Source organism: Microvirga antarctica (genome assembly GCF_017921815.1).
Lineage (GTDB): Bacteria > Pseudomonadota > Alphaproteobacteria > Rhizobiales > Beijerinckiaceae > Microvirga > Microvirga antarctica.
The window spans coordinates 51,725-67,264 of sequence record NZ_JAGEMM010000001.1; the positions used below are offsets into that span (position 1 = coordinate 51,725).

A 15,540-nucleotide genomic window follows, 5' to 3' on the forward strand; every position below is an offset into this window, starting at 1 on the left:
GCCGGGATTTCTATGGGTCGGGCGCGGGCTATCAGGGTCAGTTCACGCAGATCACCGACCAGCTCACCGGCCTGCAAAACCAGTTCTCCGGCGTGGGCGGGGCGATCGCGCAGGCGGTGTCACCCACGGCGGCGGTGCCGGTGTCGGCGCCTGCCTCGATCGCTGCGCCGGCGGTCGCCAATGACAATTCGCTCGTGGCGGAAGTCCAGGCGCTGCGGCGCGAACTTGCGGCGGCATTGGCCCAGCTCGGCGCCCAGATCACGAGCGCCGACGGCGAGAACACCAGCAAGGTCACGACTGAGCTCGGCAAGCTGCGATCCGACCAACGGCAGGCCGCCAGTAGGCCCGCCATGGCCGGCAGCCGGCGATAGGAGGAGCGGATGGGAAGCCTGACGAACTACACCGAGAAGAAGCTGCTGGACCATCTCCTGGGCAAGGCGGCCTTTCCCCTGCCGGCCGGGCTTTATCTCGGCCTCTTCAAGGCCGACCCAACGGAAGCCGGATCGCTGGCAAGCGAGGTTACGGGCGGCTCTTACGCCCGCGTCGACGTGCGCAGCATCATGACCGTGAGCGATGCCACGACGGGACAGAGCGTCAATGCCAGCGCCATCGCGTTTGCGGCGCCAACCGCCGCCTGGGGGACGATCACCCATGTGGGGTTTCTGGATGCCGCGACCGGCGGCACCCTGCTCGCCTGTGCGCCCTTGAGCATCGCCCGGGTCGTCAATGCCGGCGATCCGCCCTCGCGCTTCCTGCAAGGGCAGCTCTCGATCCGGCTCGACTGACATGCTGGGCTTTGAGGCCATCGCCGAGGCAACGCTCGGCTCGCCGGTGGTCAACGCGGTGCTGCTCGACCTGCGCGGCACCCTTGATCTCGTGGCCTATCTCAGTTCGGAGTTGTTTGAGGTGCTGGCGAGCCCCACCGCCGACATCGTCTATGTGGCCGAGATCTCGATCAGCACCATCAACGACGGGGTCTCGGCATGATCGGGCACGGCGCGATCGCGTCAGCCCCTCTTGCGGCCTTCCTCGAGGAATGGAGTGCGGCCTCTGCCGGCACCGCCACCATAGAGGCGGCCGACGCCTCGCTGTTTCAGCTCTATAGCGGCACGCAGGAATTCATCACCGAGCCCGACGACACGCCGGGCAATCAGCCGATCTTCGGCACCCTGCAGCACGCCCTTCGCTTCGAGCGCTCGATTATCAGCAGTGACGGGTTCGGGCGTGTCACCATTGGGTGGGGCGAGATGGCGATCATCAACGCCGACGGCGAATACGACGACTTCATCGGCGGCTATTCGGTCGACGGCCGCCGTGTCGTGCTGCGGGCGGGCCTCGCGGGCTCGCCCTACAGCCGTTTCGTGACCGTCTTCGACGGCACCGCCCAAGACTGGCTGATCGAGGAAGACATCCTGCGCATCAAGGTGCGCGACAACGGCTACAAGCTTGCGGTGCCGGCGCAAGGCAATCTCTATGGCGGCACGGGAGGCCTCGACGGTTCGGCCGACCTGAAGGGCAAGCGCAAGCCGAAGGCTTTTGGCCAGACTCTGAACGTGACGCCGGCGCTCGTCGATCCGGCGCGGCTGCTATACCAAGTTCATGACGGAGCGATCGAGGCGGTGAGCGCCGTCTACGATCGCGGCGTGGCGCTCGTCTTCGCCGGGGACTACAGCTCCTCGGCGGCGCTTCTGTCGGCGGCGATCGCGCCCGGTCACTTTTCCACCTGCCTCACTGAGGGGTTCTTTCGCCTCGGGGCAGCCCCTGCCGGCACCGTTACGGCCGATGTGGAGGGCGACAAGGCGGGCGGTGTCTATGTGACGTCGGTCGCTGGTATCGTACGCCGGCTTGTCGCGACAACGGCCGTGACGGTGCCGGACGAGATCGATGATTTGTCGTTCGAGCGGCTGGACGCCAGCCAGCCCGCCCGGGTGGGTTACTGGCTGGCGCCGGATTCCAACGCCACCGTGGCCGATGTCATTGCCGACCTGATGGCCTCCATCGGCGGCTGGGTGGGCTTTACCCGTGCGAGCTTGTTGCAAGCCGGCATCTTCACCTTGCCCGACGGCGCGGCAGCCGGCCGCTACGATGAGCAGGACATCATCGAGATCGAACGGCTGGGCCTGCCCGAGGGCCTGAGCCCCCCGCCGTGGCGCCACCGTGTCGCCTGGGGCCGGAACTGGACGGTGCAGCAGGATCTGGCGGGCGCCGTGGGTGCCGCCCGCGTGGCGGCTTTGGCCGAGGCCTTCCGGGTGGCCGAGGCCTCACTCCCGGCGATCAAGGCGAACCGCCCCCTGGCGCAGGACCCGGCCGTCATCGAGGCCTATTTCGTCGACCAGGCGGATGCGGAGATCGAAGCGCAGCGACGGCTCGGCCTCTTCAGCGGTGCGCGCTCGCTCTATCGCGTCGTCATCAAGGGCAGGCTGTTCTCGCACGATATCGGCGATGTGGTGGGACTGACCTATCCGCGCTGGAACCTCACCGAGGGGCGGCTTTTGCGCATCGTTGCCGTGTCGGAAGACACGGACAGCCACCAGACCCAGCTCACCGCCTTCGGCTGACCCCGTCGTCTCTCCGATCCGGAGCCATCATGATCACCGCTGACACGACCGGCCTCACGGCGGATTCCACGCATCTGCGCGCCTGCGGCTGGACCGACGGCTTTGCCGATCGTTCCGCACCGGCCTGCATTGCTTTCGAGAACGTGGCCGACAGCGCAACGCTGCTCTCCTCGAGCGCCGCGGCGCTCACGCCAGTCTCGCGCCTGCAGAACGAACACGTGCAACGCAAGTGGCGCGGCACCGCCGGCGACACCGAATATCTGATCGCCGATCTGGGCACGGCGCAGGACATCGACACGGTCGCGCTGATGGGGCTCAACCTGACGCGCAAGGCGATCACCCGCGTGCGCTTCTCCAGCGCCGACCCATCGGGGGCGGCGGGCGACCTCTACGATTCCGGGTTTTCCGGCAGTGAAGTCGACGAGGCCTACGGCATGCTGGTGGGCCTGGCGCCGGCAAGCGTTTCGGCTCGCTATGTGCGCATCGATCTCATGGAGACGGGCAGGGCCTATATCGAGGCGGGCCGTCTGTTTGTCGGCAAGCGCTACCAGTTCGCCACGAACTTCGCGTTCGGTGCCTCCCGCGCGTGGGTCGATCCATCCCGGCGGACCATCGGGCGCGGCGGGCAGACCTTTATCGATCGCGCCCGCATGTACCGCACCGTCGAGGTGACTTTTGAAGCCCTTCGCGCCTCGGAACGCATCGATTTCGTCGAGCGGCTCGACTGGCTGAACGGGGCCCATGTGGACGTGCTGTTTGTCGGCAACCCGCTCAGCCTGAACCCCGGTCGCGATAGCATCTGGGGCCTCATCGACCAGGTCAGCCCCGTGCTGCAGCCGGTCGGCTGGCTCGACGGCCAGCCGCTCTATTCCAAGGCCTACAAGATCTCGGAGAGATTGTGATGTCGCTGATCATTGCCGACCGCGTGCGCGAGACCTCGACCACGACGGGCACCGGCGCCCTGACGCTGCTCGGCGGCGTGTCCGGCTTCCAAGGCTTCGCTACCGCCATGGCGATCGGCGACAGCTGCTGGTACGCCATCGCCGGCGGGGCGCAATGGGAGACCGGGCAGGGGATCCTGACCGCCGCCAACACGCTCTCGCGCACGACGGTCTTTGCATCCTCGAGCGCCGGCTCGCTCGTCAACTTCGCGGCCGGCTCCAAGGATGTCTACATGACGCTGCCTGCCAAGGCCCTGCAGGGCGCGTTGACGAGCCTGATCCCGCCCGGCGCCGAGTTTGCCTATGGGGGAGACACGCCGCCGCCGGGCTTCCTGTTTCCCTACGGGCAGAATGTGAGCCGGGCCGCCAATCCAAAACTGTTTGCGGTCTACGGCACCAAGTACGGGGCCGGCGACGGTTCGACCACCTTCGGCATGCCGGATTATCGCGGCCGTGCGCCGTTCGGCCGCGATGATATGGGGGGCATTGCGGCAGGGCGCATCACGTCGGGCGTGTCCGGCATTGTCGGCTCGTTGCTGGGGGCCGGTGGTGGATCGGAATCCATGCAGATCCATACCCATCCGGTTTCCGCAACCTATTCGGAAGGCGCCAATCAGCAGCACACCCACGCGACGCGGTTCAAGTATCTCAACGCCAGCCTCACGGCGACGCCCGGCGGCGACGTGGTCATCCTCGCCGTCGGAAACGCGCGCGGAACCACCTACGACGTCGGCACGGCCGCGGAGATTCCCGATCACGCGCATTTCGTCTCGGGACAGACGGCCACGTCCACCGGCGGCGGCAACAGCCAGAACATGCCGCCCGCCCTTATCCGCAACTGGATCATCTTCACGGGGAATTTGTCATGACGGTTCAGATCGCCAGGACCATCGTCGATGCGCTCGCGTTCGATATCGCGGCTGCGGTCGCTGATTTTACGCAGGCGGTCGACGATCACCGCCTGACCCTCGACGTACCGGCGCCGGTCGCGCATCCGCTCGTGGAGTTGATCGTGCGCCATCACGAAGGGCATTTCGAGATCATCGAGGATCCCGAGTCGCAGCCTCTCGAGGTGGAGCCACCCGCACCCTCGCGCACGCTGCCCTTCGACGTCTTCGTCAGCCGGATCGACGGCTCCGCGCAGCTGGCGCTTGTGGGCCTCACCATGACCGATCCAGGATCCAAGCTCTGGTACGATCTCGGCCTGTCACGCAACGGCTTCTCGCTCGACGACACGCGCACGATCGCGGTGCTCGACCGGCTCGTGGCCGATGACGTGCTGTCGTCAGACAAGCGCGACGCGCTCCTGGCGAACGCGCCCGTCTCCTGACATCACTCCCACACAACAGGCACAGACATGGTTCAACAGACCATCAATATCGGCACCTATCCGAATGACGGCACGGGCGATCCGATGCGCGAGGCGTTTCGGAAGGTCAATGAGAACTTTGACGAGCTGTTCGCTTCAAATGACGGCTGGTCGCCCGTCTTCGCCATTGCGACGGACGGCACGCGACGGGTGTTGCGCCTTGCAGACTGGGTCGGTGGGGAAGGCACCAAACCGGCGATCCTCAGCGGCGGGAACCCGCTCTATGTGGGCGCTGCGGGCTTCACGACGATCATTGCGAACGCGGTCGACGTTCGAGGTCCGATCGGAGCCACAGGAGCTACTGGCGCAACAGGTGCATCGGGTGCGACGGGCGCCATTGGTCCGACGGGATTGACAGGTCCGACAGGTCCTACGGGACCAGCTGGTCCAACCGGTCCGACCGGTCCCGCGGGACCGGCAGGCGGACCGGCTGGTTGGTCCCCCGTCTTCGCCATTGCGACGGATGGCACGCGACGACTGTTGCGCCTTGCGGACTGGACGGGCGGCGAGGGGACCAAACCGGCGATCCTCAGCGGTGGGAGCCCGCTCTATGTCGACGCGGCAGGCTTCACAACGGTGATATCAAGTGCGGTTGATATCAGGGGTGCTACGGGAAGTCCGGGGTCAGCTGCTGGCATCATCCTGCAGCGTCGCGTTTTCCGATACGCCCTCGCTCCAAACGTGCTTTTTGCGGCTTACATGGACGAAGGCAGCACCTCCAATACGGCCGGCGTCTATCTATGGCGAGAAACGATCGAGAAGCAGAACGCATCGTCGCGTCTGAGGATCGACGTGGTGTTTCCTGCGGTGTCGGGCAGCGGTGAGCCAGACAACTACGTGACGGGCAAAATCTTTGTCGATGATGCCGCGCCCGCCCAGACCAACATCACCTCGGCTTCTCTGGCTGGATATGGCAACCGGCAGCCCGTTTGTGCCTTGGCTGACGTCAGCGGTCTGGCAGCCGGAAGTCATGCGGTCATGTTCCGGATCGGCGAAAACCGCACGGGCCTGGGCGCGGTTGTGTGGGGATATCTGCCAAACGGCACCCCCGGCCTTTCCATCAACGCCATCATGATCATCGAGGAATATCTGCCATGAGCGTCACCATTTTGTCCGCCTTCTACGTCTCGGAGAGTGAGGACACAGCCCTCCTCAACACGGAGGAACTCGGCGCGGCGCTGGCCGACCCGCTCAATCAACCAGATCTGTGGTCCGACTTCGAGGCTTGGATCGAGACTGGCGGCGTTCCTGCACCCTACCAGCCGCCGCCCCGCACCATCGCCCGCAAGGCCTTCCTGCTGACCCTCGCCAACCTCTCGAAATACGACGCCTTCATGGCCTGGAAGGCAGGCCAGCTCGACGAGACCAAGATCCACTTCGACGAGGAACCGGCCTTTCGCGAGAATGACCTCAAGCTGCAGCAGGCCGTCGCCGCCCTGTCGGTGACCATGGGCGAATTCTTCGGCGGAATCTGACCGCCCGCATCACGCTGCCATGCCGACCGCCCGCCGCCTTCGAGGCGGCTTTTTCATGCAGCAAGTGGAGCCTCCCCATGGATGAATCTTCCAGGCTCGATCCGATGGTGTTCCCGCCCTTCACCAACCGTGAGGCATGGGAGGACGGGATCGTGCTCATCGACGAGAACGACGACCCCATCGACCTTTCGGTGCCGGGCGCTCACGTCCAGATCGAGCTGTGGTCGAAGTCGCCGGAGCGTTCGGTACTGGCGGCGAAGACGGGCGAGCCCGCGCTCACCGTCACGCCCGGCCGGATCGACTGGCTGTTTGCAGCCACCCAGACGCGGGCGCTCAAGCCCGGCACCTACAACATCGGCTGCGTCTTCCGGGAACCCAATGGCCCGACCCATCAGCTGCTCGTCGGCACCGTCAAAGTCAGGAAGGGATATATCTCATGAGCCCCAACTTCGAGCGGCCTGAAGGGACCACCCGCACCATCCGCATCGTCGGCCGCGGCCTTCCCGGCAAGTCGGCCTACGAGATCGCCCTCGATCATGGCTTTGTCGGCACGGAAGCTGAATGGCTGGCGTCGCTGGGCGGCACGGCCCATGGCGTACCGCCTGGCGGCCTGAGCGGGCAGGTCCTGGCGAAATCCTCCGATGCCGATTTCAGCGCCGCATGGATCGATCCGCCGACAGGCAGCGCGGCGCCGTCGCAATGGCTGGTCATCCTCGACGAGGGCCAATCCAACCGCGCGGGTATGGGCGGACCCGCCTCCGTCGATCCGGTGATCGACTGGATGGACGATCGCATCTTCCAGTTCTCGCCTGACGGCGGCGCGGTGCTGGTCAACGGGACGCCGACGGCGCAGCCCGGCTATGCACGCCAGCTCGTGAAGGCCTCGGCGGTGTTGCGCTCACCCCATGGCGAGACGTGGATTGGTGGGCTCGGGCCGAGCCCGGCCATGGCGTTTGCCCGTGCCATGGTGCCGTACCTGCCGGCCGGCACGAACATCGTCATCATTCCGTGCTCAGTCCCGGGCTCCGGCCTGGTCAACAGCTCCTGGAAGGCACCCGACGGCGAATTGTTCCTGCAAGCCGTGTCGGCCGCCACCGCCTTCATGACGCTCTATCCGGATGCGGAGCTCGCCTACATCCTCACCAACCAGGGCGAGAATGAAGCCGCCTCGAGCACCGTGACGCCGGCGGAATTCGAAGCCGCCTGGTACGCCAAATATGCGGCTTATCGCACATTGATTCCGAACGCCGCCAGCGCGGCCATCATCGTCGGCTCCATGGTGCCCGAATGGGTGGAGGCAGGGGCGGGAGCTTCACCGCCGGCCTTGCATGGCGCGGAGATCGACCTCATCCACCGCCTGACGCCGCAGCGGCTCGATCGCGCGGTGTACGTGGCGGGACCGCGCAACCGCTTCAAGCCGGGCGACACCATCCACTACAACGCCGATGGCGGCCGCGAGCTGGGGCGGCGCATGGCCGAGAAGGCGCGATCAACGGCGCTGACGTCCAACGGCAGCATGTCCGCACCCACCAGCCTGCAGGCGCTCGGCACGACGATCTCGTGGCAGGTGCCGACATCGGACGCACCGGGCTTTGCCATCGAGCACCGGCCGGCCGGGTCGACCGACGCATGGTCGCGCATCGTCGTGGCGCCGCGGGACTATTACCGCCCCGGCGACACCCTGACCTATCCGTTGCAGGGCTTGAGCGAGGCAAACGAGGTGAGGGTGGCCGGCCTGATGCGTGACACGTCCGGGCCCTTCAGCCCGTCGATCGTCGTGACGCCCGCCCAGTTGCCGACGCCGTGGAGCGACCTCGACTTTGCAGCCGCAACGATCACGGGCGGCAGGGTCGTGAGCGTACCGAGCACCGGGACAGACCCGACACCATGGGCCGCCCCCGCGAACAAGCAGCCGCTTCCGGGAAGCGTCAACGGCCATGCCGCCTTGCAGACGAGTGTCGGCAATTCCCTGCTGATCGGCCCGACCCTGCCGCTTGGCTCCTACACGCTGTTTGCCCTTGTCCGGCACATCGATCTCGCCGGCGGTGGCACCTACTTCTCGACGGTCGAATTCTTCACCCGATATCTCGTCTGGCGGGGCGCGTCGGTGCCGACCCACGTCTATGCGTCAATGAACGGCAATGGCGCGATCGTCGATTCCGGGCCGGTTCTCGCGCCTGACAAATGGTTCGCGATAGCGCAGGTCTTCGATCCGGCAGCCGCCGCCGGCGACGAGCTGACGCTCTACGTCAATGGCGTCACGGTAGGGCAGGGCGCCGCCGCCCTCTGGGCGCCGGACACCACCGGCATCGTCCTCAACGCCATTGGCGGCACAACGGAAGGCGACGGCAACCAGGGAGGCAATAACGCCGTCTATGGCCGCGTGACGGTCTGGACGGCGGCGCTCGCGGCGGACGAGATCGCCGCGATCAGCGCGGATGCCGCGGCTGTTTTGGGGGTGACGCTGGGAGAGTGATGGGGAATTTTGCGGTAGTGCGTGAGACTGGGGCTCGTAACGTTGAGGACTTCAGTCTCATTGCTCGTGACGGATCCACCAGAGCCAGAACGCAGCCGTGACAAGCCCGCCCACCGGCATAATCATGAGTGTGAGAAACTGGGCCGTCGTCATTTAAGGCTCCTAAGGTGCCTGCGCGTGTATCGCGGTATTTGCGGGCAAAAGTCGAATTGTCAGATAGCTACTTCCGGCGGGTCGGCTTTGGAGACGTGACAGCTTCAGGTTCTGCAACCCGCCTTAGCGCGCGGCCCAAGAGCCGCTCAAACTCGGCTTCAATCTCCTCCACCGAGAACGGGTCGGGCTTCTTACCTCCAAAGCTGGCCTCAAGCCGGGAGATGATTTCGGCGTTCATCGACGAGGTTTCCGCGGCGATTTCTAGGCGCCGATGGAGTTCCGGTGGAAGGCGGAGTGTGATCCGCACGAAGTCATCTTGCTTGCCCATCGGATAATTATGACACCACCATGGTGCAATGTCTTGACACCACCATGGTGACATGTAACTTCATGACACCACGATGGTGGAATGGAGGAAAGATGGACGCTGAAATCAGAATGACAGTGCGCCTGCCCGCCTCGGCAGCGCAATTTCTCGACGGACTAGCGAAGGAGAATTTTACCTCGCGAAACGCGGAGATTGTCCGGTCAGTCCGCGAGCGGATGGATCGTGAAGCCCAAACAAAAACGGCGACGAAGCAACAGGCCTGAGAACCCGCTTCGTCGCCGCTCTGAAAACATCAAGGTCGAAAGGACCGTCAATGAACGAGCATACATATAACGCAATTCAGGCTGGCGTCCAAGACGCGAAGAACGGGCCGGCTACCATGTCGAGCCTGGAGATTGCCGAACTGACGGGCAAGCAACACTCGCATGTCATGCGGGATATCCGCGCCATGCTAGACCAATTGGCGGGCGCTGGGGGTATCTCCACTTTTGGAGACACCTTCCAACGGGGTGTCGTTTCTGGAAACGATACCCCAAAAGGGGGTCTGCTCAATTTTGAGCATACCCACCAGAACCCGCAGAACGGCCAATCCTACCCGATTTTTCGGCTTCCTAAGCGCGAAACGCTGATCCTGGTGTCCGGCTACTCGGTCGAACTCCGCGCCAAGATCATCGATCGCTGGCAGGAGTTGGAAAGGAAAGCCGTCGAGCCGGCCTTCGTCATCCCCCAGACGTTGCCGGATGCTCTTCGGCTGGCTGCCGATCTGGCTGACGAGGTCACCCAACAGAAGGTCGTGATTCAGGATCTTTCACCCAAGGCGGCGGCGCTCGACCGGATCGCCAGCGCCGATGGCTCCCTCTGCGTCACGGACGCGGCCAAGGCGCTGCAAGTCAGACCCAAGGAGTTGTTCGCTTATCTCCGCTCTCACGGCTGGATCTACCGGCGGGCCGGCTCGCTTCACGACATCGGCTATCAGCCGAAAGTGGCAACAGGTCTATTGGAGCACAAGGTGACGACTGTGCTCCGGGCGGACGGTTCAGAGAAAATGACCGAGCAAGTGCGGATCACGCCAAAAGGCTTGGCTGCCCTGGCAAAGTTGTTTCCATCGTCCATCGCGGCATGAGCCCATGTCGAACGTCATCGCTTTCCCTGACGCGACCCCCGCCGCCAATCTCTCTCAGACCCTCGATCCGGATTTGCATCGGGTCGTCGAGGAGGTGAACCGCCTCGTCGACTACCTCAAATTCGAGGCTCGGATGCTGAGCCACGCGCTTCAGTCGATCGATGAGCGCATGAGCCTGCTCAGGGTCAAAGAGGCTGTATCCTGAAGATCTGACCGCGCAGTCACGCGGCCGCATTCATCGAGAAAAGCCGCCCTCACGGGTGGCTTTTCCGTGCGCCGCCGTCCTGGGCGTCACGCTCGGCTGAACTTCCCCCTAAACGCAGGAGACGACAATGGACGTGCTGGCCATCCAGCGCGCGCTGAACGCGCGCGGGCATGACCTTGGACGAAGCGGCCGAAACCGCGACGGCGTCGACGGCGACTTCGGCCCTGTCACCATTCAGGCCCTCAAGGTTTTTCAGGCCGGAGAAGGGCTCGTCGCCACTAGCAATCCGGACCTGCAGACGCGCGTGGCGTTAGGTGTGCCGGCGCTGTCGCCGCCAGCCTGATTTTCCACACCTCTCCGCTTTCCAGCCGCCCTCATCAGGCGGCTTTTTTAATGGACAATCCCCATGACCACCACAGGATTTGCCGGCGCCATGAAGGTCGTTCTCGCTTACGAGGGCGGCCGGGCACATCATCCCGCCGACCCCGGCGGGCGCACGAACCAGGGCGTCACGCAGCGGGTCTATGACGGCTATCGCGATCGCCAGAAAAAGGAACGCCGCAGCGTCTACAATGCGAACGCTATCGAGATCAGCGAAATTTATCGGCTGCAATATTGGCAGAAGATCCGCGGCGATGCGCTGCCCTCCGGCATCGATGTAGTGGTCTTCGATGGGGCGGTCAATTCCGGCCCGGTGCAATCGGCCAAGTGGCTGCAGCGGGCGCTCGGCACCGTGCCGGTCGATGGCATGATCGGCGAGGTGACCTTGTCGGCGGTCGAGGCCCATCCTGATCATGACCAGCTCATCGCCGGAATCCTCGAACGACGGCTGGCCTTCCTCGCGGCGTTGCGCACCTGGCCCATCTTCGGGCGCGGGTGGAGCAACCGCGTGGAGCACCTCCGAAACGTGGGTCAGGCGCTTGCGAGCGGCACCGTCCCGCCGCCGCTGGAATATTTCGTCGGGGGAGAGGCCAAGGCCACCATCGCGGATGCGCGGGGGCCGGCCTCCACAACCCTCGCTGCCGGCGCCTCAGGCGGGGGAGGGTGCGCGGCGTTGCTGTCGACGGCGCAGGCCAAGCTCGAGCCCTTTGTCGGCACGTCGGTGTGGGTGGAGCGGGTCGTTGCCGCTCTGGCAATCACGGGCGTCATCCTCATGCTGGGAGGGGCCGCCTACGCCTGGTGGATTGGGCGGCAGAACGCGAAGCTCGGCCAGGCCCTCGACCTGCGGCCGTCGCCGGTGCCGGCATGATCACGCTCCTTGCCAACTGGCGCATCGTCGCCGCGCTCCTGCTCCCGATCCTGCTCGGCCTCGTCGCCTGGCGGATCGAAGACCACGGCTATGGCCGAGGCTACGGTGCCCGCAGCGCCGAAATTGCCACCCAGACCCTCACATCGGAAGGATTGATCGATGATGAAGCCCGCCATGCTCGCGCTGCTGCTCGCGCTGCCGTGCGCCGGTTGTGCGACCGGCAAGCTGACCCCGACGCCTGTGCGCGATAGCGCCGGGGCGAGGACGCGGGTGGCGTTCTGCGACGTCGCCGAGCCCATGCCGTCGATCGACGGCGATCCGCTCCGGACGCAACAGCAAAAGGCGGCCCATAACGGCACCGGGGGATATCTCTGCGGCTGGCCAGGGAAAAAATGATGATGATCGAAGTGCTGCCAACGGTGGGGGATGTCGTGACCATCTCCCGCAAGGATCTCGACGACCTGCGGGATATCGTCCGCGCCGCCGTCCGGGAAGAACTCTATGCGGTGGGACTGCGCGCCGACGAGCCCGCCCATGTGGATGAGGCGCGCGAGGATTTCCGCTTCGTGCGCCGGTGGCGCAAGGCGATGGAAAGCGCTGCCAGCAAGGTGGGGATGACGGTCCTGGTGCTGGTCGTGGGCGGTGCGGTCTCGGTGGTTGTGTTGGGGTTCAAGACGGCGCTGGGGCGGTGACGGTAGAAGGCCTTCGAAGGCCAGGTAGACAGGGGGGCCTAAACACGAAATTCAGGGGAGGCGTGACCTTCGTTTGCAGTTGACGACTGAAGGGGCGGGTTCCAGCGTCGTGGAGCAAATGGACAAGCTGAATGCGCGGCTAGAGACGATCGGTAACACGATCATTAAAACGCTGGCGGCGAGGTAAAGCCGGCCACGTTCAGCGTGCAACATGAGCATTGACAGGCGCGGATGAAGCTGGCTCATAGGCAAATGACGAACTTTTTCCGCACTTGGCGTCTCTCCCCTTCGGGAGAATGGATCGCCGGCCTGCAGGCCCCAGCTCAGGACTAACCTGACCTGGGCGGAATCGCGTCGACTCCTCAAAAGCTAATTTCGACATAACTGCGAATTTCTTCGCGGTAACTGGATTCAGTACGATTATGACAACGCCTATAGGCAAAAAGTTGCCGAAAATCATCGTGGGAAGAACCGACAGTTTGGCCCTCACTAAACTAGCGCAGGCCGCAGAGATGCGCATGCCCACGGTGGCAGATTCTCTTCTGGCGGAGCTAGAGCGCGCTAAGACGGTGAGTGATAGTCATGTCCCGAACAACATCGTGAAGATGAACTCCGTTATTCGCTTTAGCTACGACGACGGTCCACAGATCGAAGCAAAGCTCGTCTATCCGCAGGATGCAAACATCTCAGAGGGGCGAATCTCAGTTTTGACTCCCATCGGTGCCGCGTTAATCGGCCTCTCTACGGGTCATTCCATCCCTTGGCAGGGCCCGGACGGCATCTTGCATAATCTCACGGTTCTCGAGGTGCGGTCCGAAGTGCCAGCCTAGGGCGTGAACCGGCACGGCAGGGGCTGCTCGAAGTCAGCGTTCGCGCCGGTAATGCATGGCGACCGCGCCATTTCGGAGCGGCTTGGCGGAGACCAGCTCGAGCCGTCGCGTGCTGGGCAGCCCACCCTCGTACAGGGTCGGTCCGTGGCCAGCGATCCTAGGATGGATGAGGAGCTTGTACTCGTCGATAAGATCCAGCCGGTCCAACTCTGTCGCGAGTTTGCCGCTACCGAGGAGCACGCCCGCCGGGGTCCCGTCCTTGAGCTTCTGCACGCCGGTTCGGAGGTCTTCGGCGATGTGGTGGCTGTTGGCCCAGGGGAAGTCCTTTCGCGTCGATGACACGACGTATTTCGGCTTAGCCTCCAGCTTGACCGCCCACTCGAGTACCGCCGGCGGCGCCTCCACGTCGCCGCGAGCGACAGCTGGCCAGTAGCTTTCCATCATCTCGTAGGTGATGCGGCCCCACAGCATCGCGCCACCCTCGTCCATAAGGCGGGTGTAGAACGCATGCGTCTCGTCGTCAGCGATTCCCTCCTGGTGGTCGACGCAGCCGTCCACGGTGACGTTCATGCTGAAGGTCAATAGTCCCATGCGGCGAGCCTAACTCACGCATCCGAGAAGGCCAAGGGCGCTGGTGCAGGTCGTGGCACTCCCAGCCGGTGACCTCTACAGCACGACGAGACACTCCTGAAATCCAATGACTCAGTTCTGGAAATAAACGGCGGCTTGGTTCCGACCGGCAGCTTTCGCTCGGTAGAGTGCCGCATCCGCTTGAGCAAGCAACGTGGCAGGCTCGCATCTCGCTGCTCGCGTCGAAGCGATCCCGACGCTGGCAGTGACGACCCCCTCGATACCTTCAGGATTCGTAATCCCGGCGGCAACTATGGATTTTAGCACTGTATCGGCTAAATCGGCTGCGGCAGCCGCTTCAATTCCGGCCAAGATGAGAGCGAACTCTTCGCCTCCGTAGCGGGCAGCCAGATCGTCCGGCCGGCGAGCGATCGCCGATAGGAGAGGACCGATCCGGCGTAGGGCGTCATCGCCAGCTTGGTGCCCGAGGACATCATTCAATTTTTTAAAGTGATCGATGTCGAGAAACAGTAGGGAGTAAGGCTCACCCGTGCGATGCGCTCTTCTCATTGCCACATCGAGCACATCGTCAAAACGTCTGCGATTGGCGAGCCCTGTCAAAGCATCCGTTTCAGCCAAGCGAGACAGATTCCAATTAAGGCGCCAGAGTTCAAGCTCGTCCATCGCGATAGCGGCTAGATCCTTGAGAACAGACAGGTCGATGTCGGCTTCCTGTGCCTCGTGCTTGAGAACGCACAGCGAGGCAATGGCTTCGCCCTCTTTTGTGAGCAGGGGGACACCAGCATAGAATTTGAAAGGGAGATGGGGAACAATTGGATGGCCGGCAAGGCGCGGATCGGTCTGCATGTTGCCCACAACGAGCGGCTCGCCAGACGAAATGACGATCTGGCAGACGCTATTGTCACGTCTTATCCAAGGCGCGAGCCCCTCCTTGCTGGCGGACTTCATCCACTGATCACGACCGTCGACAAATCCCAAAAATGCGACGTCGGCCGAATAAAATTCCGCAGCGAGCCTTGTTACACGATCGAACCGCTCGTCCTTTGGAGTATCAAGAATTTCACTCGACTTAAGAAACTCGAGACGCTCTACCTCATTCTTTGGGGGAGCTGGTACTGTAAACACTGAAATTTGCCTAAATAATGGTGAACTAAAATCACAACTCTCTTCTGTATACTTTAGTTCAGAAATATATTCGGAACTTTTATATTTGTCGCTGAATGAGAACTAATCGAGTGGAGTGGCCTCTCTATTTTGAGAGGAACGGGAAGGAGTTTTCACACGCGGTCGTGACCCGGATAACGCTGGTCCATCGGGCCTGAAAACGACCGTCAAGCCGGGGCTCAAATTTCATAGCTTTGATATATGGGTCGACACGGCAATTCAGGCCACCTGCGATTTCCTCGAATGCTGACGTACCTTGTCATAGGCTCGCCGGGGGTTGCGACCGGCCTTCACGACTTCCCTCCATCAATCACCTTCAGCACGCGCATAGGCGGAGGCATGTCGGGCGGCACGGGGCCGCCGACGTCGATGAACCGCGCCTTGCA

Annotated in this window: 21 protein-coding genes; 18 read left to right on the forward strand and 3 right to left on the reverse strand. The window is 63.6% G+C overall.

All coding sequences use genetic code 11. The annotated features are described in order from the left end of the window. Positions 1 to 380: 380 nt before the first annotated feature. The 10 genes from J4G32_RS00285 to J4G32_RS00330 all read left to right on the forward strand — a co-directional run bounded on the left by J4G32_RS00285 (position 381) and on the right by J4G32_RS00330 (position 8,819). Complete coding sequence (locus J4G32_RS00285; protein ID WP_210482761.1) at positions 381 to 785, forward strand: phage tail fiber protein; 405 nt, start codon at positions 381 to 383, stop codon at positions 783 to 785. Position 786: 1 nt separating this feature from the next. Beyond that, positions 787 to 987, forward strand: coding sequence for a hypothetical protein (locus J4G32_RS00290; RefSeq protein WP_210482763.1), 201 nt, complete (start codon positions 787 to 789; stop codon positions 985 to 987). After that, a complete protein-coding gene (locus J4G32_RS00295) occupies positions 984 to 2,558 on the forward strand; it encodes a hypothetical protein (RefSeq protein ID WP_210482779.1) in 1,575 nt (524 codons plus the stop codon). The genes J4G32_RS00290 and J4G32_RS00295 overlap by 4 nt, the downstream gene beginning before the upstream one ends. Before the next feature lie 29 nt (positions 2,559 to 2,587). Beyond that, positions 2,588 to 3,460 (forward strand): hypothetical protein, encoded by an 873-nt coding sequence (locus tag J4G32_RS00300; protein WP_210482781.1) that lies wholly within the window; start codon positions 2,588 to 2,590, stop codon positions 3,458 to 3,460. Continuing rightward, the gene (locus tag J4G32_RS00305; RefSeq protein WP_210482783.1) at positions 3,460 to 4,368 is read left to right on the forward strand and encodes a tail fiber protein; all 909 of its coding nucleotides are present in this window, start codon (positions 3,460 to 3,462) and stop codon (positions 4,366 to 4,368) included. The genes J4G32_RS00300 and J4G32_RS00305 overlap by 1 nt, the downstream gene beginning before the upstream one ends. Beyond that, a complete protein-coding gene (locus J4G32_RS00310; protein WP_210482785.1) occupies positions 4,365 to 4,829 on the forward strand; it encodes a hypothetical protein in 465 nt (154 codons plus the stop codon). Before J4G32_RS00305 ends, J4G32_RS00310 begins: the two co-directional genes overlap by 4 nt. 27 nt (positions 4,830 to 4,856) lie before the next feature. Beyond that, a complete protein-coding gene (locus tag J4G32_RS00315) occupies positions 4,857 to 5,966 on the forward strand; it encodes a hypothetical protein (RefSeq protein WP_210482787.1) in 1,110 nt (369 codons plus the stop codon). After that, positions 5,963 to 6,343 (forward strand): hypothetical protein, encoded by a 381-nt coding sequence (locus tag J4G32_RS00320; protein WP_210482789.1) that lies wholly within the window; start codon positions 5,963 to 5,965, stop codon positions 6,341 to 6,343. The genes J4G32_RS00315 and J4G32_RS00320 overlap by 4 nt, the downstream gene beginning before the upstream one ends. 77 nt (positions 6,344 to 6,420) lie before the next feature. Then, on the forward strand, positions 6,421 to 6,783 hold the full coding sequence (locus tag J4G32_RS00325; RefSeq protein WP_210482791.1) for a hypothetical protein: 363 nt from the start codon (positions 6,421 to 6,423) through the stop codon (positions 6,781 to 6,783). Next, on the forward strand, positions 6,780 to 8,819 hold the full coding sequence (locus J4G32_RS00330; RefSeq protein WP_210482793.1) for a sialate O-acetylesterase: 2,040 nt from the start codon (positions 6,780 to 6,782) through the stop codon (positions 8,817 to 8,819). The genes J4G32_RS00325 and J4G32_RS00330 overlap by 4 nt, the downstream gene beginning before the upstream one ends. 220 nt (positions 8,820 to 9,039) lie before the next feature. Here J4G32_RS00330 and J4G32_RS00335 read toward each other — a convergent pair whose 3' ends face one another. Then, positions 9,040 to 9,300 (reverse strand): toxin-antitoxin system HicB family antitoxin, encoded by a 261-nt coding sequence (locus J4G32_RS00335; RefSeq protein ID WP_210482795.1) that lies wholly within the window; start codon positions 9,298 to 9,300, stop codon positions 9,040 to 9,042. 92 nt (positions 9,301 to 9,392) lie between these two features. Between J4G32_RS00335 and J4G32_RS00340 the strand changes: the two genes are divergently transcribed. The 8 genes from J4G32_RS00340 to rnk all read left to right on the forward strand — a co-directional run bounded on the left by J4G32_RS00340 (position 9,393) and on the right by rnk (position 13,399). Then, positions 9,393 to 9,563: a DNA-binding protein gene (locus J4G32_RS00340; protein WP_210482797.1), complete on the forward strand. Its 171-nt coding sequence runs from the start codon at positions 9,393 to 9,395 to the stop codon at positions 9,561 to 9,563. A gap of 50 nt (positions 9,564 to 9,613) precedes the next feature. Beyond that, entirely contained in the window at positions 9,614 to 10,423 is an 810-nt protein-coding gene (locus J4G32_RS00345; RefSeq protein ID WP_210482800.1) for a Rha family transcriptional regulator, read from the forward strand. A gap of 4 nt (positions 10,424 to 10,427) precedes the next feature. Then, complete coding sequence (locus J4G32_RS00350) at positions 10,428 to 10,628, forward strand: hypothetical protein (RefSeq protein ID WP_210482802.1); 201 nt, start codon at positions 10,428 to 10,430, stop codon at positions 10,626 to 10,628. Positions 10,629 to 10,755: 127 nt separating this feature from the next. After that, entirely contained in the window at positions 10,756 to 10,971 is a 216-nt protein-coding gene (locus J4G32_RS00355) for a peptidoglycan-binding domain-containing protein (protein WP_210482804.1), read from the forward strand. 63 nt (positions 10,972 to 11,034) lie between these two features. Next, positions 11,035 to 11,877 carry a glycoside hydrolase family 108 protein gene (locus tag J4G32_RS00360; RefSeq protein ID WP_210482807.1) on the forward strand — a complete coding sequence of 281 codons (843 nt, stop codon included), beginning with the start codon at positions 11,035 to 11,037 and terminating at the stop codon, positions 11,875 to 11,877. A 159-nt stretch (positions 11,878 to 12,036) separates the two neighbouring features. Then, positions 12,037 to 12,273 carry a hypothetical protein gene (locus tag J4G32_RS00365; RefSeq protein ID WP_210482810.1) on the forward strand — a complete coding sequence of 79 codons (237 nt, stop codon included), beginning with the start codon at positions 12,037 to 12,039 and terminating at the stop codon, positions 12,271 to 12,273. Next, positions 12,273 to 12,569 (forward strand): hypothetical protein, encoded by a 297-nt coding sequence (locus J4G32_RS00370; protein WP_210482812.1) that lies wholly within the window; start codon positions 12,273 to 12,275, stop codon positions 12,567 to 12,569. Before J4G32_RS00365 ends, J4G32_RS00370 begins: the two co-directional genes overlap by 1 nt. A 422-nt stretch (positions 12,570 to 12,991) precedes the next feature. After that, positions 12,992 to 13,399, forward strand: coding sequence for a nucleoside diphosphate kinase regulator (gene rnk / locus J4G32_RS00375; protein WP_210482814.1), 408 nt, complete (start codon positions 12,992 to 12,994; stop codon positions 13,397 to 13,399). A 33-nt stretch (positions 13,400 to 13,432) separates the two neighbouring features. Here the strand turns inward: rnk and J4G32_RS00380 are convergent, their stop codons facing one another. After that, positions 13,433 to 13,990 (reverse strand): dihydrofolate reductase family protein, encoded by a 558-nt coding sequence (locus tag J4G32_RS00380; RefSeq protein WP_210482816.1) that lies wholly within the window; start codon positions 13,988 to 13,990, stop codon positions 13,433 to 13,435. Between the two features lie 111 nt (positions 13,991 to 14,101). Then, positions 14,102 to 15,115 (reverse strand): sensor domain-containing diguanylate cyclase, encoded by a 1,014-nt coding sequence (locus tag J4G32_RS22050; RefSeq protein ID WP_210482824.1) that lies wholly within the window; start codon positions 15,113 to 15,115, stop codon positions 14,102 to 14,104. Positions 15,116 to 15,540: the final 425 nt, after the last annotated feature.